The 19,484-nt window shown below is 72.3% G+C and carries 19 protein-coding genes; 10 read left to right on the plus strand and 9 right to left on the minus strand.

The genetic code is table 11. The features are described from left to right. Positions 1-3 precede the first annotated feature (3 nt). The 3 genes from ABIC30_RS18195 (at position 4) to ABIC30_RS18205 (ending at position 1,736) form a co-directional block, all read left to right on the plus strand. Positions 4-327, plus strand: a complete 324-nt coding sequence (locus ABIC30_RS18195; protein WP_042671911.1) for a hypothetical protein — start codon at positions 4-6, stop codon at positions 325-327. A 121-nt stretch (positions 328-448) separates the two neighbouring features. After that, a complete protein-coding gene (locus ABIC30_RS18200; RefSeq protein ID WP_103985380.1) occupies positions 449-859 on the plus strand; it encodes a DUF3597 domain-containing protein in 411 nt (136 codons plus the stop codon). Positions 860-1,064: 205 nt separating this feature from the next. Next, complete coding sequence (locus ABIC30_RS18205; protein ID WP_354455888.1) at positions 1,065-1,736, plus strand: ankyrin repeat domain-containing protein; 672 nt, start codon at positions 1,065-1,067, stop codon at positions 1,734-1,736. Between the two features lie 25 nt (positions 1,737-1,761). On the opposite strand, the gene ABIC30_RS18210 is transcribed toward ABIC30_RS18205, so the two are convergent. Beyond that, positions 1,762-2,889 carry a polyamine ABC transporter substrate-binding protein gene (locus tag ABIC30_RS18210; protein ID WP_020093740.1) on the minus strand — a complete coding sequence of 376 codons (1,128 nt, stop codon included), beginning with the start codon at positions 2,887-2,889 and terminating at the stop codon, positions 1,762-1,764. After that, entirely contained in the window at positions 2,886-3,242 is a 357-nt protein-coding gene (locus tag ABIC30_RS18215; protein ID WP_020093741.1) for a RidA family protein, read from the minus strand. Before ABIC30_RS18215 ends, ABIC30_RS18210 begins: the two co-directional genes overlap by 4 nt. Positions 3,243-3,424: 182 nt before the next feature. Here ABIC30_RS18215 and ABIC30_RS18220 point away from each other — a divergent pair, with 182 nt between their 5' ends. After that, the gene (locus ABIC30_RS18220) at positions 3,425-3,688 is read left to right on the plus strand and encodes a GlsB/YeaQ/YmgE family stress response membrane protein (RefSeq protein WP_012317940.1); all 264 of its coding nucleotides are present in this window, start codon (positions 3,425-3,427) and stop codon (positions 3,686-3,688) included. 218 nt (positions 3,689-3,906) lie between these two features. Here the strand turns inward: ABIC30_RS18220 and ABIC30_RS18225 are convergent, their stop codons facing one another. From ABIC30_RS18225 to rpsO, 3 genes are all read right to left on the minus strand, one after another. Then, positions 3,907-4,128: a YgaP-like transmembrane domain gene (locus tag ABIC30_RS18225; protein WP_020093742.1), complete on the minus strand. Its 222-nt coding sequence runs from the start codon at positions 4,126-4,128 to the stop codon at positions 3,907-3,909. A 172-nt stretch (positions 4,129-4,300) separates the two neighbouring features. Next, positions 4,301-6,520 carry a polyribonucleotide nucleotidyltransferase gene (gene pnp / locus ABIC30_RS18230; RefSeq protein ID WP_056525668.1) on the minus strand — a complete coding sequence of 740 codons (2,220 nt, stop codon included), beginning with the start codon at positions 6,518-6,520 and terminating at the stop codon, positions 4,301-4,303. Between the two features lie 221 nt (positions 6,521-6,741). Further along, the gene (gene rpsO, locus ABIC30_RS18235; protein WP_012317943.1) at positions 6,742-7,011 is read right to left on the minus strand and encodes a 30S ribosomal protein S15; all 270 of its coding nucleotides are present in this window, start codon (positions 7,009-7,011) and stop codon (positions 6,742-6,744) included. Positions 7,012-7,302: 291 nt separating this feature from the next. Between rpsO and ABIC30_RS18240 the strand changes: the two genes are divergently transcribed. The 3 genes from ABIC30_RS18240 to ABIC30_RS18250 all read left to right on the plus strand — a co-directional run bounded on the left by ABIC30_RS18240 (position 7,303) and on the right by ABIC30_RS18250 (position 11,499). Beyond that, positions 7,303-9,312 (plus strand): hypothetical protein, encoded by a 2,010-nt coding sequence (locus tag ABIC30_RS18240; protein ID WP_354455889.1) that lies wholly within the window; start codon positions 7,303-7,305, stop codon positions 9,310-9,312. Then, a complete protein-coding gene (locus ABIC30_RS18245) occupies positions 9,309-9,995 on the plus strand; it encodes a hypothetical protein (RefSeq protein ID WP_354455890.1) in 687 nt (228 codons plus the stop codon). The genes ABIC30_RS18240 and ABIC30_RS18245 overlap by 4 nt, the downstream gene beginning before the upstream one ends. A gap of 115 nt (positions 9,996-10,110) precedes the next feature. Next, positions 10,111-11,499: an amino acid permease gene (locus ABIC30_RS18250; protein ID WP_354455891.1), complete on the plus strand. Its 1,389-nt coding sequence runs from the start codon at positions 10,111-10,113 to the stop codon at positions 11,497-11,499. Here the strand turns inward: ABIC30_RS18250 and ABIC30_RS18255 are convergent. The 4 genes from ABIC30_RS18255 to ABIC30_RS18270 all read right to left on the minus strand — a co-directional run bounded on the left by ABIC30_RS18255 (position 11,492) and on the right by ABIC30_RS18270 (position 15,015). Further along, positions 11,492-11,902, minus strand: coding sequence for a flagellar basal body rod protein FlgC (locus ABIC30_RS18255; RefSeq protein WP_020093747.1), 411 nt, complete (start codon positions 11,900-11,902; stop codon positions 11,492-11,494). The two genes, ABIC30_RS18250 and ABIC30_RS18255, sit on opposite strands and share 8 nt — an antisense overlap. Before the next feature lie 62 nt (positions 11,903-11,964). Further along, the gene (locus ABIC30_RS18260) at positions 11,965-12,825 is read right to left on the minus strand and encodes a formyltransferase family protein (protein WP_354455892.1); all 861 of its coding nucleotides are present in this window, start codon (positions 12,823-12,825) and stop codon (positions 11,965-11,967) included. Then, the gene (locus ABIC30_RS18265) at positions 12,825-13,592 is read right to left on the minus strand and encodes an SDR family NAD(P)-dependent oxidoreductase (RefSeq protein WP_091681231.1); all 768 of its coding nucleotides are present in this window, start codon (positions 13,590-13,592) and stop codon (positions 12,825-12,827) included. The genes ABIC30_RS18260 and ABIC30_RS18265 overlap by 1 nt, the downstream gene beginning before the upstream one ends. Positions 13,593-13,707: 115 nt before the next feature. After that, positions 13,708-15,015 carry a capsule polysaccharide biogenesis protein gene (locus tag ABIC30_RS18270; protein WP_354455893.1) on the minus strand — a complete coding sequence of 436 codons (1,308 nt, stop codon included), beginning with the start codon at positions 15,013-15,015 and terminating at the stop codon, positions 13,708-13,710. A 336-nt stretch (positions 15,016-15,351) separates the two neighbouring features. Between ABIC30_RS18270 and ABIC30_RS18275 the strand changes: the two genes are divergently transcribed. The 3 genes from ABIC30_RS18275 to ABIC30_RS18285 form a co-directional block, all read left to right on the plus strand. Continuing rightward, a complete protein-coding gene (locus ABIC30_RS18275; RefSeq protein WP_354455894.1) occupies positions 15,352-16,854 on the plus strand; it encodes a capsular polysaccharide export protein, LipB/KpsS family in 1,503 nt (500 codons plus the stop codon). A 218-nt stretch (positions 16,855-17,072) separates the two neighbouring features. After that, positions 17,073-18,563, plus strand: a complete 1,491-nt coding sequence (locus ABIC30_RS18280; protein WP_354455895.1) for an LTA synthase family protein — start codon at positions 17,073-17,075, stop codon at positions 18,561-18,563. 193 nt (positions 18,564-18,756) lie between these two features. After that, positions 18,757-19,484 (plus strand): polysaccharide biosynthesis/export family protein (locus ABIC30_RS18285; RefSeq protein ID WP_354455896.1); only part of this gene is annotated, 728 nt, incomplete at its 3' end.

The raw sequence follows: 19,484 nt of genomic DNA on the forward strand, positions 1-19,484 counted from the left end.
GCCGTGACCGAGAGCCTCCCCGCCGCCTTCGCCGCGACACTCGCCGCGTCCGAGCCGCCGAGCGTCTGGGACGCCCCGCTCGCCGCGCTCTGGTGGCTCGCCCGGGACGCGTCCGGCCCGGCCTCCGCCGCCTGGGAGCGGGCGCACCGCCTCGTCCAGGACGCCGGCGGGTCCGACGCGGCCTGGGTCCACGCCCATCTCCACCGGGTCGAGGGCGACGACGGCAACGCGCGCTACTGGTACGCCCGCGCGGGCCGCCCGGTCCCGGACGGCACGCTCGCGGAGGAGCGGGCCGCGCTCGTCCTCGCCCTCTGGCCGAGGTCGTGATCGCTCCGGGCCGCGCCGCGCCGACCGTCCCGAGCCTGCCGAATCGCGGAACGCCAAGGCTCACAGCCAGTTGAATGGCCGCCCGACGCGGAGATCGGGCCTCGATTATCGGAGCGGATCCATGAGCCTCCTCGGCAGCATCGTCAGCAAGATCCTCCATCCGTTCGGTGGCGGCACCGCGGACGCCGCGCCCGCGCCCAACGCCGGCTCCGGCGGCTCGGCCGGCACGAGCACGCCCTCCACGTCGGCCCCCGGCTCGGCCGGCGGCAGCGAGCCCGTGGACGTCGCGGCGGTGCTCACCGGCCTCGCCGAGAAGAACCCGCAGACGCTCGACTGGCGGCACTCGATCGTCGACCTGATGAAGCTGCTGGGCCTCGATTCCGGCCTCGCCGCGCGCAAGCAGCTCGCCGACGAGCTCCACTACACCGGCGACAAGGACGATTCGGCCAGCATGAACATCTGGCTGCACAAGCAGGTCATGCAGAAGCTCGCCGAGAACGGCGGCAAGGTTCCGGACGATCTGAAGCACTAGGTCATCGAGTCCGGGATCGACGAGGCTCGCCGCGGACGGTCTCGACCGGCGCCGCGGCGAGATCGCTTCTTGACCACGTCGTGCGCCGGCGGTGCGCACCGGCGGCGACACTTGCGGAGAGGGCCTTGCGGCGCCTCCGTGTTTATCGATCACATGACCCGCGTCACGCAGCGCCGAATCAGGCGGCGCCGAGGAGCGAACGGTCATGGAGACCCCGACCGGGGACCACAGCGGCGCCTTCGAGGCGTCCCCTCTCGCCACGATCGCCGCGGCGGTCGCCCGCGGTGACGTCGCGCGCATCGCCGCGCTGGCGCCCGGCCTGGATCTCTCCGTCCGCGGCGGCCGGAACCTCACCCTGCTCGAATGGGCGATCTGGAACGCGCGGCCGCGCGCGCTGTCGGCCCTGCTCGACGCGGGGGCGGACCCGTCTGTGCCGGGGCTCGATCAGGAGACCGCGCTGCACATGGCGGCGATGGTCGAGGATCCGACCTACCTGGAGATCCTGCTGCGCCACGGCGCGCCGGTCGACCCGGTGAGCCCGCGCGGTCAGTGGACGCCGCTGTTCCGCGCCGTACAGAACCGGCGCGAGGCGCAGATCGCGCTGCTGCTGCGGGCCGGTGCGGACTTGAACCGGATCGACGCCACCGGCAACTCGCTGCTCCACGTGGCGGCACAGGTCGGCGCGGCCAATCCCTGGGTGCTGAGGCTGCTCGAGGCCGGGGTCGACCCGACCCTGCGCAACGCGCAGCAGAAGACCTTCCAGCCGTACTTCTTCACCACCCCCGAGCGCCTGCTCAACGCTTCCGGGCGCGAGACCCGCGCGGCGGTCCGCGCGTGGCTCGCCCGCAGCGGCATCCCGGCGGATCCGGAAGGCTGACGGCCCCCTCCGACGCCGATCCGCGTCAGCGCCCGGTGCGGACCCGGGTCCAGAGGCGGGTGACGAAGCGCTGGGTGCGGTCGTCCCAGGCGGTGTTGATGGACAGGCGCTGCATCGTCGCCTCGTCCGGGTAGATGCCGGGATTGCTCAGGATCTCGGGCTTCACGAACTTCTTCGCCGCGAGGTTGCCGCTGGCGTAGGAGACGAAGTTGGTGTTGGCCGCCGCCACCTCGGGCCGCATCATGTAGTCGATGAAGGCCAGCGCCTCGGCCGGGTGGGCGGCATCCTTCGGGATCGCGAAGGTGTCGAACCACATGAGCGCGCCTTCCTTCGGCACGACGTAGGCGATGTCGATCCCGTTCTTGGCCTCCTCGGCGCGGCGCTTGGCCTGCATGATGTCGCCCGAATAGCCGACGGCCAGGCAGATATCGCCGTTGGCCAGCGCCTGGATGTATTCCGACGAGTGGAACTTCCGCACGGCGCCGCGCACCTTGTAGAGGGCGTCGGTCACCAGGGTCATGTCGTCCCAGCGCTTGGAATCCGCCTTGGCGCCGAAGGCCGGGAGCATGCTGGGGATCAGGTCCTCGGGGCTGTCGAGCACCATGATCCCGCACTCCTTCAGCTTGTTGGCCGAAGCGGGATTGAGGACGACGGACCACGAATTGACCGCCGCGCCGGCGCCCAGGCGCTCGCGCACCGCGGCGACGTTGTAGCCGATGCCGGTCGTGCCCCACATGTAGTCGACCGCGTAGGTGTTGCCGGGATCGTAGGCCGCCAGCCGGCTGGTCACCTCGGGCCAGAGATTGCCGAGGTTCTTCAGCTTGGACTTGTCGAGGGGCAGGAACGCGCCGGCCCGGATCAGCCGCTGCAGGTACGGTCCCGACGGCACGACGATGTCGTAGCCCGACCGGCCCGCGAGCAGCTTGGTCTCCAGGATCTCGTTGTTGTCGTAGGTGTCGTAGACGACCTTGATCCCGGTCTCGCGGGTGAAGGCCTCGAGCACCTGCGGGTCGATATAGTCCGACCAGTTGTAGATGTTGACGACCCGCTCCTCGGCGGCCGGTGCCGGCCGCACGAGGGGCAGGACCGCCAGGAGCCCTCCCGCGAGGACGGCCGCGGCCGCCGCCAGGACGGTCCGGCGCGGGCCGATCACCGGCTCCTCGCGGCCACGATCACGATCTCGACCAGGTACTCCGGCGCGGCGAGCTTGGCCTCGACGGTGGCGCGGGCCGGCGCGTTCTCCGGAGACACCCAGGCGTCCCAGGCGGCGTTCATCTCCGCGAACGTCGCGATGTCGGCGAGGTAGATGGTGGCCGAGAGGATCCGCGCCTTGTCGCTGCCGGCCGCGGCGAGTAGCCGGTCGATCTCCGACAGGATCTGCTGGGTCTGGATCGTGACCCCGGTGCCGACCGTGTCGGACGCGACCTGCCCGGCGAGGTAGACCATGTCGCCGAAGGTGACGGCCTGCGACATCCGCTTGCCCGGCTCGATCCGCTGAATGTCCATACCCGTCTCCACATCCTCGAGAACCGGCGTATCTGCCGCCGCACCGGCCCGGCCGTAAAGGGCCGCGCGCGCACGCGCCGCGGGAACCCGAGGAAAATCGTCATCGGCGGTCGGGGTGCGGGCAACCGTCGCGGGCCTCGAAGCGTTCTGCCGCCATCGACAATCACGCCTTGGGGTCAGTCATGGGTATTCTCTGGACCATCATCATCGGGTTTCTCGCCGGCGTCATCGCCAAGTTCCTCATGCCGGGCCCGAACGAGCCCGCCGGCTTCATCCTGACCACGATCCTCGGCATCGTCGGCGCCTTCGTGGCGACCTTCCTGGGCCAGGCGATCGGCTGGTACGGGCCGAACCAGGGCGCAGGCTTCATCGGCGCCATCGTGGGGGCCGTGGTCGTGCTGTTCATCTACGGCCTGATCGCCGGCCGCCGCACCACCACCTACTGATCCGTCCGGCAGGTCCGGATACGACGAGGGGCGCCCCGCGGGGCGCCCCTTTTTTTGACCGACGCATTCCGGTGGCGAGTCTCAACACAGCGCTCTCCGTCATAACGAGCGCAGCGACGTGACCCAGGGCGGCGCGGCGACGTCGAACGTCGCGCTGCATGGATTGCATCACTGCGCTCGCAAAGACGGAGGCGCCGAAGCCCTCCGAGGGTTGAGGCTCAGAGATGCTCGGACGCGGCCTTCACGGCGCAGTGGCCGGTCGCGCCCCGGACCGCCAGCCCGACGCCGACCACGAGGGCCAGCAGGCTCAGGAGCTTGTTGGGACGGGGCTGCGCGGCGGCCGCGGCGATGCCGAGGCCCAGCGCCACCGAGACGGCGCGCTCCGTCGTCGACAGGTTCGGCTGCCCGCTGAAGATGTCGTGCATCATGTCGTTGGCCATGAGGGTCTCCGATTGGGAAGTCGCGGGGGAACGCGGCATCTGGCGCCCCGTTCCCGGCCGACGACCGGTGTGACCCGACCTCGACGGGGCAACAAAAAGGGCGCGGCCCCGGAGGACCGCGCCCGTCTAAGACATCCCCGCCGACCGAGGCCGGCGCGGGCGTCCCGCGTGCTTACTCGCCGGCCTCGCGGCGGCGCTCGCCACGGTGGCGGCCGCCCTCGCGGGGCTCGCGCGGCTCGTCGCCGCGCTCGGCCCGGTCGGCGTCGCGCTGAGCCTTCACCTTCTCGGTGATGTCCTCGCCGGTCTGCTGGTCGACGACCTTCATGGACAGGCGGATCTTGCCGCGGTCGTCCTGACCGAGGAACTTCACCTTGACCTTGTCGCCTTCCTTGACGACGTCCGTCACCTTGGCGACCCGGTTCGCGGCGAGCTCCGAGATGTGGACGAGGCCGTCCTTGGCGCCGAAGAAGTTCACGAAGGCGCCGAACTCCATGCACTTCACGATCGTGCCGTCGTAGATCACGCCGACCTCCGGCTCCGCCACGATCGAGCGGATCCAGTTGTAGGCCGCCTTGATCGCCTTGCCGTCGGCCGAGGCGATCTTCACGACGCCCGTGTCCTCGATGTTGATCTTGGCGCCGGTCTTCTCGACGATCTCGCGGATCACCTTGCCGCCGGTGCCGATCACGTCGCGGATCTTGTCCGTCGGGATCTGCATCGTCTCGATGCGCGGCGCGTACTCGCCGAGTTCCGGACGGGCCGCCGTCAGCGCCTTGGCCATCTCGGCCAGGATGTGGGCGCGGCCGTCCTTCGCCTGGGCGAGGGCGATCTTCATGATCTCCTCGGTGATGCCGGCGATCTTGATGTCCATCTGGAGCGAGGTCACGCCCTCGTCCGTGCCGGCCACCTTGAAGTCCATGTCGCCGAGGTGGTCCTCGTCGCCGAGGATGTCGGACAGGACCGCGAAGCGCTCACCCTCCAGGATGAGGCCCATGGCGATGCCCGCCACCGGACGGCGCAGCGGCACGCCGGCATCCATCAGCGACAGCGAGCCGCCGCAGACCGAGGCCATCGAGGACGAGCCGTTGGACTCGGTGATCTCCGACACGACGCGGATCGTGTAGGGGAACTCGTGGGCCGGCGGCAGGACCGGGCGGATCGCCCGCCAGGCGAGCTTGCCGTGGCCGATCTCGCGGCGGCCCGGCGAGCCCATCCGGCCGGTCTCACCGACGCTGTAGGGAGGGAAGTTGTAGTGGAGCAGGAAGCGCTCCTTGTAGGTGCCTTCCAGCGCGTCGATGAACTGCTCGTCCTCGCCGGTGCCCAGCGTCGCCACGACCAGCGCCTGGGTCTCGCCGCGGGTGAACAGGGCCGAGCCGTGAGCGCGGGGCAGCACGCCGACCTCGGAGAGGATCGAGCGGACCGTCTTCACGTCGCGGCCGTCGATGCGGGCGCCGCTGTCGAGGATGTTCCAGCGGACCACCTTCGACTGGGCCTCCTTGAAGGCGGCCTTGACCTTCTCGGCCGGGAACTTCTCGGCGCCCTCGGGACAGAGGGCGGCCATCACCTTCGCCTTCACGGCGTCGACGGCGGCGTAGCGCTCCTGCTTGACGGTCTTGGTGTAGGCGGCGCGGAGTTCCGCCTCGCAGACCTCCAGCACGGCCTTCTCGACGTCGGCGTTCTCGGGGGCCTTGAAGTCGCGCGGCTCCTTGGCGGCCTTCTCGGCGAGACGGATGATCGCCTCGATCACCGGCTGGAAGTGCTTGTGGCCGAACATCACGGCGCCGAGCATCACCTCCTCGGAGAGCTCCTTGGCCTCCGACTCGACCATCAGCACCGCGTCCTGCGTGCCGGCGACGACGAGGTCGAGGCTCGACTCTTCCTTGGTCTCGGTGACCAGCGGGTTCAGCCGGTAGCCGCCGTTGATGTAGCCGACGCGGGCGCCGCCGATCGGGCCCATGAACGGCACGCCCGAGATGGTCAGGGCCGCGGAGGCCGCGACCATCGCGACGATGTCGGGATCGTTCTCGAGATCGTGGGTCAGGACGGTGACGACGACCTGCGTGTCGTTGCGCCAGCCGTCGATGAAGAGCGGGCGGATCGGGCGGTCGATGAGGCGGGAGACCAAGGTCTCCTTCTCGGAGGGACGGCCCTCGCGCTTGAAGTAGCCGCCCGGGATGCGGCCGGCGGCGTAGGCGCGCTCCTGGTAGTTCACGGTGAGCGGCATGAAGTCGATGCCGGGCTTCGGCTCCTTGGCGGCGACCACGGTCGCGAGCACCGAGGTCTCACCGTAGGTAGCGATGACGGCGCCGTCGGCCTGGCGCGCGACCTTGCCGGTCTCCAGGACGAGCTTGCGGTCGCCCCACATCAGCTCTTCGCGTTGAACGTCGAACATTCTCAATCTCTTCCTTGCCTGCGGCGGGCCCAAGCCCGGCGCCGCCCGGGGGCAAGACGGCGAGACACTGCGCCCGAGAACGCTCGGCGAAGTGTCTCGCGATCCTGCCCCGACGCTGGCGCCTCGAAGCGGCCCGTTTGTCGGGAGGCCGGACCCATTCCGGCAGCCCGCGATGGTGAAACGCGGCCCCGGGCCGGGCCCGGAACCGCGCGAGACGTGCCTTAGCGGCGGATGCCGAGACGCTCGATGAGGGCGCGGTAGCGGGCCTCGTCCTTGCGCTTGACGTAGTCGAGCAGCGAGCGGCGCTGCGAGACCAGCTTCAGGAGGCCGCGGCGGGAATGGTTGTCCTTGCCGTGGGTCTTGAAGTGGCCGGTGAGGTTGGTGATCCGCTCGGTGAGGATCGCCACCTGGACCTCGGGGGACCCGGTGTCCTTGGCGTCCTTGCGGTGTTCCTTGATGAGCGCGGTCTTGCGCTCTGCCGTGATCGACATCGCGTGCCTTTCGGGTTGTGCTGGTCGGATGCGGCGCCCCAAACGGGCGCGCGCGGGCTCGGCGTTCGGCCGGTGCCGGGATGTCGTCCAGCACGGTCACAGCGCCAAGCGGCTCAAGCCCCGCCCGGCAACCCGGGTCGAGGCCGCGCGATCCATACACGAAACCGACGGTTATGCCAGTCCCGAGCCGGGCGGGCCGCAGCGGTGGCGCGTCGCGGCTGTCCGGGCCCGTCCAAAGAACGGTTAACGCCGCCGTGCTACCCGGAACCGCTCACGCGACGCGGCCCGGCGATGAACGGCACCTTCTCGGATGCGTGCGGCGTCGCCGTCGCGACGCTGCTCGGTATCCCCCTCGTTCTCGTGCCGGGCTATGCCCTGGGCGGCCTGACCGGCATCCTCGGGTTCCGCTCGCTCGCGCCCGGCGACCGCCTCCTGTGCGGGGCGCTCCTCGGGATCGGGCTGCTGCCGGCCCTCGACAGCCTGCTGATCCAGGCGGGCGGCGTCCCGGTCGCGGCCCTCGCGACCGGCGCCCTCGGGCTCGCCGCGCTGCGGCCGGTCGCGCGGAGCCTGCGCGCGTCCCTCGACCGGGCGGCGCTCGCCCTCGCGCTGCTCTGGCTCGGCGTCGTGGCCTACGCGCTGATCGACGTCGATACCGGCACCGCCCTCTACCGGCCCGTGACGATCATCGACCTCGTCAAGCACGCCGCCCTGACCCGCGCGATCGTGGAGCACGGATTGCCACCGGTGGACCCGTTCTTCGCCCGGCCCGAGCGGGCGGGCTACTATTACGGCTTCTACACGCTCACCGCCCTGGTCGACTGGGCGGGCGGACGGCTGGTCGACGGGCGGACCGCCTTCGCGGGCCTCGCCTTCTGGACCGGCCTCGCGCTCCTCGGCCTGATCGACCGTCTGCTCGCGGCGACCGGACTCGTCGCGGACGCCGCGCCCCGGCTCGTGCGCCGCGCGGTGCTGCTGCTGCTGCCGGCCGGAAGCCTCGACATCCTGCTGGTCCTCGCCGACCGGACGACGTCCGGGACCTGGCTGCCGGTCCCGGAGTGGCTGAACGAGCAGGTCCTCAACTGGCCGGCCTCGCTGGTCTGGGTGCCGCACCACGTCGCCGGCGCCCTGGCCGGGTGGCTCGGACTCCTGGCCCTGGCGGAGGTCGCGGACCGGACGCGCCCGGACAGGCGCGCGGAGGCGGCGGCGATCGGCGTCGCGGCACTGGCTTTCGCGGCCTGCGCGGGCCTGTCCGTCTGGGTCTGCCTCGGCACGGCGAGTGCGGCCGGTGCCTGGATGGTGCTGCTCGGCCTGGAGCGCCGCTGGCGCGCCGCGGCCCGGCTGGCGGTTGCCGGCCTGCTCAGCCCCGCACTGGCCGCCCCCTACCTGCTGAGCGTCCTGGCCAACCGGACCGACGGCGGCGCGCCGATCCGGTTCTCGATCCGGCGATTCGGGCCGCTCGACGGCCTCGTCGACGCGCCGGCCCTGAGCGCGCTCCGCCTGATCCTTCTGCCCCTGAACTACTACACGGCCCTGGGAGTCTGCGCCGCCGGTGCGCTGCTGTTCTGGCGCCTCGTGCCGCGCCGGGAGGCACACGGGCGCGAGGCCGGGCGCCTGCTCACGCTCTGCGCCGCGGCGAGCCTGCTCCTCGGCGGTTTCCTGCGCTCGGCGATCCTCAACAACGACCTCGGCGCGCGCGTGGTCCTGCTCGCGCAGGTCGCGACCCTGGTCTGGACCGTGGTGGCCCTGACCCGCCTGAGCGAGGCGCGGCGGCTCCGGATCCCCGGTCTCCTCGCCGCGCTGCTGATCCTCGGCTACGCGACGACCCTCTACGGCTTCGTCGGGATGCGCGCCTATCCCGCCTCGGACCGGCCCGCCTTCGCCCGCCTCGCCGGCCGTCCCGATATCGACCGGGCGCTGCGCGCGGCCTACGCCTGGGCGGGCACGCACCTACCCCGGGACCTGGTGCTGCAGCAGTCGCCGGTGCCGCACCGGGTGTTCGATTTCGGGCTCTACGGCCTCCAGCCGACGGGGGTGGCCGACGCGGAGGCGCGCCTGTTCGGCGCCCCGCCGGACGCCGTGGCGTCGCGGCTCGCCGACGTCGCGCCGGTCTTCCGCGACCGCCTGGACGGCGCCGAGGTGCGGCGGCGCGCCGAAGCGGCCGGGATCGGCGCCCTGGTCGTCACCGCGCAGGACGCCCCCTGGAGCAGCCCCGATTCCTGGGTCTGGCGCAGCCCCGCGGTCTACGCCGATCCGCTCGTCCGGATCCTGCGGGTCCAGGATCTCCGTGGAGGATCTCCGTGACTGAACCCAGTCTCGCGGCACCCACCCACCCGCGCGCCGGGCAGGCCCTGCGCTGGCTCTGCGCCCAGGCGCTGCTGCAGGCCGGCGCCGTCGTCGTCGGCTTCGCCTGCTTCGTGCTGCTGTTCCAGACGGATCTGTGGTCCGGCGTGACGATCCTGTTCTACCGCGGACTGGTCCTGCTCGCGGTCGCCTTCCTGCTGACCCTGGCGGTCACGATGGCGCTGGCCGGACTCGGCCGGGCCTGGGGATTGCGCCGACGGGACGCCCTAGGCGCCTGCGTCCTGTCGCTGTCCCTGAACCTCAGCGCCTTCGTGATCCTGCCGGTGACGGTCGACCGGTCGATCAGCGTGTTCCTGCTCGGCCAGATGGCTGCCCATCCCGGGGAGCGCTTCACGCCTGAGCGCGCGCGGGCGGTGTTCGAGCGGGTCTACCTCGGCGAGTTCCGGCAGATGGAGCGGCGCTTGGCCGAGCAGCAGGCCTCCGGCAACGTCGCGCGAGCGGGTGACGGCTACGTCATCACCCCGCAGGGCAGCGCCTTCATCCGCTTCTGCGGCCTCGTCGCCCGGGCGTTCCGGACCGACACCCGGATGATCGCCGCCGCACCGTCCCCGCCCGGCGGGGGCGACCCGGAAGCGCGCGGCGGGGCCCCTGACCCCGATCCCGTGGGCGCGGTGCGGCGGTAGGCTGTATCGACTCGGGATGAGGACGGTGCGGCGCCGGTCCGGGCGGTTCCGCGGAGGCCGCCGTCCGGGCATGAAAAGTGCCGGGTGACGATCCGGGCGAGGGAGAACGGACGCGATGGCGGAGTCCGCGGTGACCACGGGTGAACGGGCGGGCGCGGGGCGCGGACTCGCCCGGAGCCTCACCGCGCCGGGCCTCGTCGCCATCGGCCTCGGCGCCACGATCGGCGCCGGCATCTTCGTGCTCACCGGGACGGCGGCGGCGCAGTACGCGGGCCCGGCGCTCAGCCTCTCCTTCGTGATCGGCGGCATCGCCTGCGGCCTCGTCGGCCTGTGCTACGCCGAGCTGGCCGCCATGATCCCCGAGCCGGGATCGACCTACACCTACACCCGCGCGAGCCTCGGGCGGCTTCCCGCCTGGATCATCGGCTGGGACCTCGTCCTCGAGTTCGCCGTGGCGGCGGCGACCGTGGCGGTGGGCTGGTCGGGCTACGCGCAGTCCCTCGCGGCGGAGTTCGGCCTGCATCTGCCGCCGGCCCTGGCCGGGGCGCCCGGCGCCGGCGGCCTCGTCAACCTCCCGGCGGCCGGGATCGTGCTGCTGCTCAGCGCCCTGCTGATGCGCGCCACCGCGGAGGCGTCCCTGGTCAACGGCCTGCTGGTCGCCTGCAAGGTCGCGATCATCCTGGCTTTCGTGGGTGTCGGCGTGGCCCATCTGCGTCCCGAACTCTGGCACCCGTTCGTGCCGGAGAATGCCGGGACCTTCGGCGCCTACGGCTGGAGCGGCGTGTTCCGCGGCGCCGCGGTGGTGTTCTTCGCCTTCGTGGGCTTCGAGACCGTGGCGACGGCCGCGGGCGAGTGCCGGGCGCCGCAGCGCGACGCGCCGGTCGGCCTGATCGGGTCGCTGCTGATCACCACGATCCTGTACGTGGCCATGGCGGCCGTCCTCACGGGACTCGTGCCCTATCGCGACCTGGACGTCGCCGACCCGGTCGCCAAGGCGGTCGACGTGATCGGCCTGACGGGCTTCGCCACGATCATCAAGGCCGGCGCCCTGATCGGCCTGACCACCTCGGCGCTGACTGCCCTCTACGGGCAGAGCCGGATCTTCTTCGCCATCGCCCGCGACGGGCTCCTCCCGGGGATCTTCTGCCGGGTCCATCCGGTGACGCGGGTGCCCGTGGCGAGCCAGCTGGTGATCGGCCTGTTCACGGCGGCCGTGGCGGGGCTCGTGCCCATCGACGTCCTGGGCGAGATCGTCAGTATCGGCACGCTCCTGGCCTTCTGCCTCGTCTGCGCGACGGTGCTGATCCTGCGCCGGACCGATCCGGACCGGGCGCGCCCGTTCCGCGTGCCGGCGGTGCCCCTCATCGCCGGACTGGGGATCCTGTCCTGCGTCACGCTGATGGCGTCGCTCCCGGCCGACACCTGGATCCGCCTCGCGGTCTGGCTGGCGATCGGCCTCGCGATCTACGCCGGCTACGGCCGGCGGCACGGCCGGCTCAGCTGATCAGGTTGATGGTGGCCTGCGCGAGCGTCTTGATCGAGGCCGAGGCGCTCAGGCTCAATTCGTAGTTCCGGACCACCCGCTGGAGGTCGGCCGATTCGACCGCGACGTTGACGTTCGGCAGACGGACATAGCCGGTCGGGTCGGCCCCGGGATTGGTCGGGTCGTAGCGGGTGCGGAAGCCGGTGGTGTCGCGGACGATCCGGCCGACCGGGTCGCGGGGGCTGTCGGCCGCCACCGGGGCGAACACCGCGATCTTGCGGGCGTAGGGGGCACCGCCCGGGGTGGTCGGGACCGAATCGGCGTTGGCGAGGTTCTCGGAGATCGCGCGGATCCGCCCGCTCTGCACCTGCCGGCCGGCGGCCAGGGCGCCGGCGGCCGAGTTGAGGGCGCTGGTATCCGGCATGCGCGGGCCCTATCGACGGCGAGGATCTGACCGAATCCTTGCCGAACAGCCTTAACCGGGGGTTAAGACGCCCGCGCGGAGAGGCTCAGCGCGTCCCGAAGATCCTGCCCGTCGGTCAGGCGAAGGCCGCGGCGGCGCAGCGCGGCCAGCATCGCGCGGTCGGGGAACGGGCAGTAGGGCAGAACGGGCTCGGACCGCCCCTCCGGCAGGGTTCCGCTCCGGGTGACGTCCTCGAGCAACCGGTCGAGCATCCCGCGCCCGTGGGCGTGGAGCGCCACCGAGGCCCGGGTCGCGGTGGTACCCTCGGGCAGCGCCAGCGCCTCCTGGGCGAGGATCGCGCCGGTGTCGATCGCGGCCACCAGCCGGTGCAGGGTCATGCCGAACTGCCCGGGCCCGTCGGCCAGCGCGTGGATCGTCGGCACCGGGCCCCGGTGGCGGGGCAGCAGGCCGGGATGCCCGTTGATCCCGCCGAGCCGCGCCAGCCCGATGGTCTCGGGCTTCAGGATCTGGTCGAAATGGTAGGTGAGGATCAGGTCCGGCGCCGCGTCCCGGAGGGCCCGCGCGACGTCGGGACCGTTGACGTCGTCGACCGTCAGGGTCGGGACGCCGAGGCGGCGGCACAGGGTCCTGAGCGGCGTCGCCTCCGGCGCGTCGCCGCTTCCCGACGCCGCCTGGGTCAGGGGCGCCAGGGGCCGCAGCAGGTCCGGCAGGCCGAAATTGACCGCGAGGTAGGGCAGGATCCCGGGGCCCGAGCGCGCGAGGTGCCGCCGGATCTGCCCCGTGAGGCCGCCGCTCGACGGCCGCTCGGCGTTGGAGAGCCCGACCAGCGCGATGTCGGCCCGGAGATCGGCGACGAGCCGGCGCACCGCGCGGGCGTTCGGCAACGCCTCCAGAACGAACAGCGCGATCCGGGGTCGCGCCATCAGCGCCGCTTCCGGCGCTGGAAACGGAAGGCGTAGAGGCCGGCCTTGCGGACGTTCTCGGGCAGGAGCAGCACGGTGCGGGCGAGCGCCGTGAGGATGAACGGGAACGCGATCACGTCGCGGTTGGCCGCGATGCCCTTGGCGATCCGCACGGCCGCCTCCTCGGCGCTGATCTCGAGCGGCCGCCAACCCTTGAGCTCGCCGCCCATCGGCGTCTTCACGTAGCCCGGGGTGACGACGTTGACCTTCACGCCGCGGGACGCGACCTTCTGGCGCAGGGCGAGACCGTGGGCGACGAGCGCGGCCTTGGCACCGCTATAGGCCGGCGCGTCCTGGAGCGGCGCGTAGGCCGCGAGCGACGACAGCAGCACGATCTGGCCGCGCCCGCGCTGGAGCATCAGCGTCAGGGCGGGCAAGATCACGTTGAGCGTGCCGGTGTAATTGATGTCGGCGGTCTCGAAGGCCACGTCCTCGGCCTCCACCTGCCCTTCCTGGTTGCCGCCGTTCACCGCCGCGTTGGCGATGACGAGGTCGAGGGGGGCCTCGGCATCCGACCGGTGGACCAGCGCCACGGTGGCGGCCCGGTCGCGGGTGTCGAGGCGGGCGGTCTCGACGGCGGCGCCGCTGGCGCGGCAGTCCCGGGCGACCGCCTCCAGCCGCTCGGCGTTGCGGCCGACGAGGATGAGGCTCGCGCCGGTTTGCGCGTAGTGGCGCGCCAGCGCGGCGCCGATGCCGCTCGACGCGCCGGTGATCAGAATGCGGGGCATGGGGCGGGTTACGCCGCCGCGCGGGGAAAGATCAAGGCCGGGAAAGGCTCACCGGCGGTTAAACGCGCTTCAAAGGCCGCCGAATGGCGACGGCCCGGGAGCCGGGCGAGCCCGGTCAGTAGACCGGCGCGAGCTCGCCGTCGCGCTCGGCCGCCTCACTCACCGCCCGCGCCGCCGCCAGCATCGCGTCGGGGAGGGCGGCCTCCATCCGCGGTACCGAGCCGGCCACCGCGCGGTCGATCGCCTCCTTGGAGAAGAAGCCGCCGTTGACCTGGGTCCGGTGCAGGACCACGCGGCGGAAATCCGCCATCAGGTCCGTCTCCGGCGGCGTCGGATTCTTCCAGAAGCTGTCGAGGTCGCCCTGATGGGTCAGGCCGGCCATGTTGTAGATCGCGGTGCCGACCGCGTGGGTCGGGCAGCCCATCTCCAGGGACAGCATCCCCACCGTCGAGTTGACGATGACCACGCCGCGGGCGCTCTTGATCAGGGCCGGCAGGTCGCCGCCGTCGATGAAGTCGAGCCGGTCGCTGACGCCGTGGCGGCGGGCCGAGGCGCGGGCGAACTTGCGCCAGTTGATCAGGCCGCTGTCGAGCGGGTGCAGCTTCACCAGCAGCCGGGTCGGCGCCGACGAGCCGTCCGCGAAGGACTTGATCACCCGGTCCATGAAGCCCTCGACGCCGAGGAACGGCGAGTGGACCCGGATCTGGTAGTCGCTGTCGAGCTGCAGCGGCAGCAGGAAGTAGTCGCAGCCGACCGCGCGGTAGATCTCGTCGCAGCGCGCCGCCTCGCGGCGGGTATGCGCGCGGCGGGCGAACTTCTTGATCCAGCCCGCATACTCGGCCGCGATATGGGTCGGCCGGTGGCTGCGGAAATGGGGGAAGAGGTAGGGGAACAGGACGTTGGCGAGGTTGTAGCCGACGTCCCAGACGCTGCGCCGGGCCATGTCGCCCGTGGAGGGCATCGCCCGGCCGGGTTGCGGCAGGCGCCGCGCCAGTGCGCGGATCTCGGCGGCCGTCCGGGGGAGGGACGAGAAGCCGTTCACGCCGCCCAGCTCGCAGGTGATCCAGTTCGGGCGGATATAGCCCTCCTCGAACACGTGCACCCGCAGGCCGCGATACTCGGCGATCATGCGGGCCGCCTTGTGGAAAGGCCGGCAATCGCCGAACAGCACGATGTCGGTCACGCCCTCGCGGTCGAGATAGGCGTCGAGATACTCGCCCCAGGTCTCGCGGCGACCGCGGTAATTCTCGGCCTCGCCGCTCCAGAACAGCCAGTCGCCGGGGCAGAGATTGATGCGCCGGACAGAGTGTCCCCGCGCGCGCAGCGCCTGTCCGAGATCGGAGAAGAACGGCGTCGCGATGCCCTGCAGGAAGAGGAAGGTCGCGGGGCGGTCGCGGAGGGCGTCGGGGGCGGGCTGTTGCATTCCGCGGCGCTTCTGTCCTTGACCCTGGGCCGGATGAACCGAACCGGCGAGAGACTCTTGAGGTGGCACGGTGCCCGGCGAGCCCGCAATCCGAAGCCATGCCGCGGCATGGCGTTTCCGCGCCGGCGTGGCCCGTCTGCAACGGTCCCGCGTCTGCGGCCTAGCCTCCGGAATAGGCGGGCAATCGCGGCGACGATATGTCCAAATCCTTTCCAGGACGTGGCGACGGCGACGCGCGCTCAGGTTGTCCCCGCGTTGCATCACCATCCCATGCCGGCGAAAATGCGCTACAGGCCTGTTCCGCACCTCACCCGACCGGAGCCGGACGCACCGACCATGCCCGCAGACCCGACCCCGTCGCTCTACGCGACCGGCCGCACGATCCGCCGCCTGCGGGCGGAGATCGAGGCCGCGACGGGCCTCGCCTTCGGTCCGGCGCGCCCCGGCGCCGTCGGCGCGACCTGGGGCGCGGGGAGCCTCGCCGGGCGCCTGCTGGCGCTGACGGGGCGGCGCCGGCTCGTGGTCGCGCCCGGGCCGCTCCTGAGCCCCTACGACTCGCCGGAGTCCGGCTTCGCATCCCTGCGGATCACCCTCGACGGGGCGCCTCTCGGCGGGGAGGGCGGCGTCCATTACCTCGACCCCTGGACCGGGGCGCCGATCGACCGCGCGACCTGCGCCGAGCGGGTGGCGTGGCTCGCCACGCGCTTCGCCGAGAACGACCGGCGGGTGGTCTATGTCGGGATGTCGCGCTGGAAGCGGCCCGCCCTCGACGTCCTGGGCGCGGGCCCCGCCGGACGGCCGATCCACACCATGACCACCGAGGCCGCGATCGCCGCGGGACAGCGCCACGGCGGCCGCCTCCTCGCCTGGGCGACGCGGGCGCCCGGTCAGCTCGAGGAAGCCTGCGCGCGGGCCGGCCTGCCGCTGGCCCGCGTGGAGGACGGGTTCCTGCGCTCCGTGGGGCTCGGCGCCAGCCTGCAGCCCGGCGCCTCCATCGTGGTGGACGACCTCGGCATCTACTACGACCCGCGCCGGGAGAGCCGCCTGCAGCGGCTGCTCGCCGAGGCCGACTTCACCCCGGACCTCGTCGCCCGGGCGCGGCGCCTGCGCGAGGAGGTCGTGGCGCGCCGGCTCAGCAAGTACAATGTCGGCCTCGACGCCGCCGCGCTCGACTGGCCGGCCGGCCGGCGGATCGTCCTCGTACCCGGCCAGGTGGAGGACGACGCCTCGGTGCGCCACGGCTCGCCGCTGGTCCGCTCGAACCGGGCGCTGCTGGAGGCGGCGCGGCGGCGCAACCCGGACGCGTTCCTGCTCTACAAGCCGCACCCCGACGTGGAGGCCGGCTTCCGGCCCGGCCTCATCCCGGAGGCGGAGGCCCTGACCCTGGCCGACCGGATCGTGGGCGGCATCAGCATCGTCGACCTCCTCGACCGGGTGCACCACGTCGAGACCATGACGTCCCTCGCCGGGTTCGAGGCCCTGATCCGCGGCCTCACCGTGGCGACCCACGGCCGGCCGTTCTACTCCGGCTGGGGCCTGTCGGAGGATCTCGCGCCGGGCGCCGACCGCGGCCGCCGGCTGAGCCTCGATGAGCTGGTGGCCGGCGCCATGATCCTCTACGCGCGCTACCTCGACCCGGTGGCGATGAAGCCGTGCACGCCGGAACAGCTCCTCGACCGCCTCAGCGCGGCCCGGGCGGCGGCGCCGCGCAACGCCCTCTCCCTCGGCCGGACGGCCCACCTCGTGATGCGTGCCCGCTACGGCCTCCTCAATCCCGTCGTGCGGGCCCTGCGCAGCCGGCGCGGCGTCGGCCGCGAGGCCGGCGGCGGACCGCGCTAGGGCGCGGCGCGCGGCGCGAATCCGGTTCCGCGAGACCCTGATGTGACACCAAAGCGATAGCGCGCGCTGCTAGAGTCCGCCCGCAACCGCCCGCCCCGGGACCGTTTCCGATCATTCCGGATCAGGAACGGCTCGCAAGCCCTTGCTCCCGCGCGCTGTTTCCTGCCGGACCGGATGCCGGCGGCGAGCAGGCCCGCCCCACGCCGAGTGCCCGTGTCTTGACGACGTTCCTCATCGCCACCGGTCTCGCGCTCGCCGTGTGCCTCGCCCTGGAGGTGTTCGCGGGCGACTCGATCACCCGGGCGAGCCTCGCGCCCCGGGATCTCGGCCTGCGGCTGCTCGGCTACCTGCTGATCCTGCTGTTCTGGTTCGAGTTCTCCTGGCGGCCCTGGCTCGCGGGGCTGACCTGCGTGATCACCGTGGCGATCCTGATCGTCGTCAGCCGCGCGAAGCGCTCGGTGATCGGCGAGCCGCTGCTGTTCAGCGATTTCGCCCTGCTGCCGCAAGTGCCGCGGCACCCGCAGCTCTACTACATCCCGCCCCTGTGGGACCCGCGCATCTCCGTGCCGGTCCTGCTCACCGCGGCGTTCACCGCCCTTTGGTACTGGATCGAGCCGAGCGTGCTGCCCGCCGCGACCGTGCCGCGGGTGCTGGCGATGCTCGGCCTCCCGCTCGCGCTCTGGCTGCTGGTCAAGGCCGCCCCGCGACCGCCGCTCGCCCGGCTGATCGCCCGCTGGTTCCCCGAGCCCGACCTGGAGGCCGACGTGACCCGGGTCGGCCTCCCGGCGAGCCTCCTCGGCTACACCGCCCGCGCGATGGCGGGCGGCGTGCCGGTGCCCGCGGCGCCGGCGCTGCCGGAGGGCCCGGGCGACGATGTCGTCGTGGTGATCCAGCTCGAATCCTTCGTCGATCCGGAGCGGCTCGGCGGCGCGAAACTGCCGGCGATGGACCTGTTCCGAACCCGGGCCGCGCAGTACGGGCGCCTGCGGGTTCCGGCGCACGGCGCCTACACGATGCGCAGCGAGCACGCGGTGCTCACAGGCCGTCCGTCCGAGAGCCTCGGCTTCGGCCGCTACGACCCCTACACATCCCGCAGCGGCGACGAGCCGACGAGCCTCGCCCGGCTCGCCGGGAGTCGGGGCTACGGGACCCTGTTCCTGCACCCGTTCCACCGCGACTTCTTCCGCCGGGCGCGGGTGATGGAGGCCTTCGGCTTCGCCGATCTCGTGATGGGCGAGGCGTTCGCGGAGGCGCCGCGCGTCGGGCCCTATGTCGGGGACGTCGCCCTCGGCGCGCGCCTCCTCGCGGAAGTCTGGGCCCGGCGCGCGCCGCTGTTCCTGTTCTGCGTGACCATGGAGAACCACGGCCCCTGGAAGCCCGGGCGGCTGCCGGGCATCGACGATCCGCAGGCGCAGTACCTCCATCACGTCGCCAATACCGGGCGGATGGTCGAGGATCTCGTCGCGGGCCTGGACGCCGTCGCCCGCGAGCGCGGCCAGACCATCACGCTCTGCGTGTTCGGCGACCACGCACCGTCGCTGCCGAGTTGCAAGCCGGGCTTCGGCGGGCGGACGACCGAGTACGCCCTGTTCCGCTTCGGCCGCCCGCAGGCGGTCCCGCGCCGCGCCGACATCGCCGCCGACGAGCTCGGTCGGGCGCTCCGCGGGGCCCTCGCGACGGCACCTGCGGACATCGCCGCGGGGACATGATACGGTTAAGCTTGCGCGGCATAAGCGTGGCCGTGCCACGCTGGTGACGCATTGCCCGCGGATAGCGCGACCGTCCGCACGGCAGCCGCCGCACCGGCGCGGTCGTTAAAGCGATCGCAGCGTTTGGCGGTCAAACTGGGTATCCCGGCCCGGGCCAGCGATGGCGCGGGCTCGGCGAGGAGAAATCTTTGTGATGCTGCGTAAGACGGCGTGCACCGCCCTGATGGCCGCCCTCGCGGCTGGATCTGCCGGCGGCTGCACGTACATGCCCGCGGCGGGTCCAACGGCGAGCGCGATCCAGGCCGGGGCCGAGGTCGCCACGGCCGACGGCGGGATCCTTGCCCGCTACGAGATCATCGACGTCACCCCCTCCGTGGTCGAGGCCCTGCGCGGCCGCCCCCTCGACAGCCTGCTCGCCTCCTTCGGCGACCATCGCCCCTCCTCCGAGCCGGTCATCGGCATCGGCGACATGGTCTCGGTCTCCGTCTGGGAGGCCGGATCCGGCGGCCTGTTCTCCGGACCCCTCGTCGCCGACCGCTTCTCCGCCGGATCCAAGTCCGCCCTCATCCCCGAGCAGCCCGTCGGGCGCGACGGCGCCATCTCGGTGCCGTACGCCGGCCGCATCAAGGTCGCCGGCCGCCGCACCCAGGACGTCCAGGCGCTCATCGAGAACGAACTCGCCGGCAAGGCCATCCAGCCCCAGGTGCTGGTCTCGGTCACCCGCCCGATCTCCCAGGCCGTCACCGTCACCGGCGAGGGCGCCGCCGGCGCCCGCCTGCCGCTCTCGGGCCACGGCGACCGCATCCTCGACGTCATCGCCGCCGCTGGCGGCAACCGCGCGCCGGTCAACGAGACCTTCGTGCGGCTCTCGCGCGGGCCGGTGACCGCAACCGTGCCGCTGACCACGGTGGTGTCGAACCC

It is taken from the genome of Methylobacterium sp. 1030 (assembly GCF_040544715.1).
Classification (GTDB): domain Bacteria; phylum Pseudomonadota; class Alphaproteobacteria; order Rhizobiales; family Beijerinckiaceae; genus Methylobacterium.

What these genes read in the sequence shown, in the direction of transcription:
- ABIC30_RS18265 (WP_091681231.1), bottom strand. Translation starts at nt 13,592, where the DNA reads ATGCCCCGCATTCTGATCACCGGCGCGTCGAGCGGCATCGGCGCCGCG.
- rpsO (WP_012317943.1), bottom strand. Translation starts at nt 7,011, where the DNA reads ATGTCGATCACGGCAGAGCGCAAGACCGCGCTCATCAAGGAACACCGC.
- ABIC30_RS18240 (WP_354455889.1), top strand. Translation starts at nt 7,303, where the DNA reads ATGAACGGCACCTTCTCGGATGCGTGCGGCGTCGCCGTCGCGACGCTG.
- ABIC30_RS18255 (WP_020093747.1), bottom strand. Translation starts at nt 11,902, where the DNA reads ATGCCGGATACCAGCGCCCTCAACTCGGCCGCCGGCGCCCTGGCCGCC.
- ABIC30_RS18250 (WP_354455891.1), top strand. Translation starts at nt 10,111, where the DNA reads ATGGCGGAGTCCGCGGTGACCACGGGTGAACGGGCGGGCGCGGGGCGC.
- ABIC30_RS18260 (WP_354455892.1), bottom strand. Translation starts at nt 12,825, where the DNA reads ATGGCGCGACCCCGGATCGCGCTGTTCGTTCTGGAGGCGTTGCCGAAC.
- ABIC30_RS18275 (WP_354455894.1), top strand. Translation starts at nt 15,352, where the DNA reads ATGCCCGCAGACCCGACCCCGTCGCTCTACGCGACCGGCCGCACGATC.
- ABIC30_RS18200 (WP_103985380.1), top strand. Translation starts at nt 449, where the DNA reads ATGAGCCTCCTCGGCAGCATCGTCAGCAAGATCCTCCATCCGTTCGGT.
- pnp (WP_056525668.1), bottom strand. Translation starts at nt 6,520, where the DNA reads ATGTTCGACGTTCAACGCGAAGAGCTGATGTGGGGCGACCGCAAGCTC.
- ABIC30_RS18220 (WP_012317940.1), top strand. Translation starts at nt 3,425, where the DNA reads ATGGGTATTCTCTGGACCATCATCATCGGGTTTCTCGCCGGCGTCATC.
- ABIC30_RS18215 (WP_020093741.1), bottom strand. Translation starts at nt 3,242, where the DNA reads ATGGACATTCAGCGGATCGAGCCGGGCAAGCGGATGTCGCAGGCCGTC.
- ABIC30_RS18205 (WP_354455888.1), top strand. Translation starts at nt 1,065, where the DNA reads ATGGAGACCCCGACCGGGGACCACAGCGGCGCCTTCGAGGCGTCCCCT.
- ABIC30_RS18270 (WP_354455893.1), bottom strand. Translation starts at nt 15,015, where the DNA reads ATGCAACAGCCCGCCCCCGACGCCCTCCGCGACCGCCCCGCGACCTTC.
- ABIC30_RS18225 (WP_020093742.1), bottom strand. Translation starts at nt 4,128, where the DNA reads ATGGCCAACGACATGATGCACGACATCTTCAGCGGGCAGCCGAACCTG.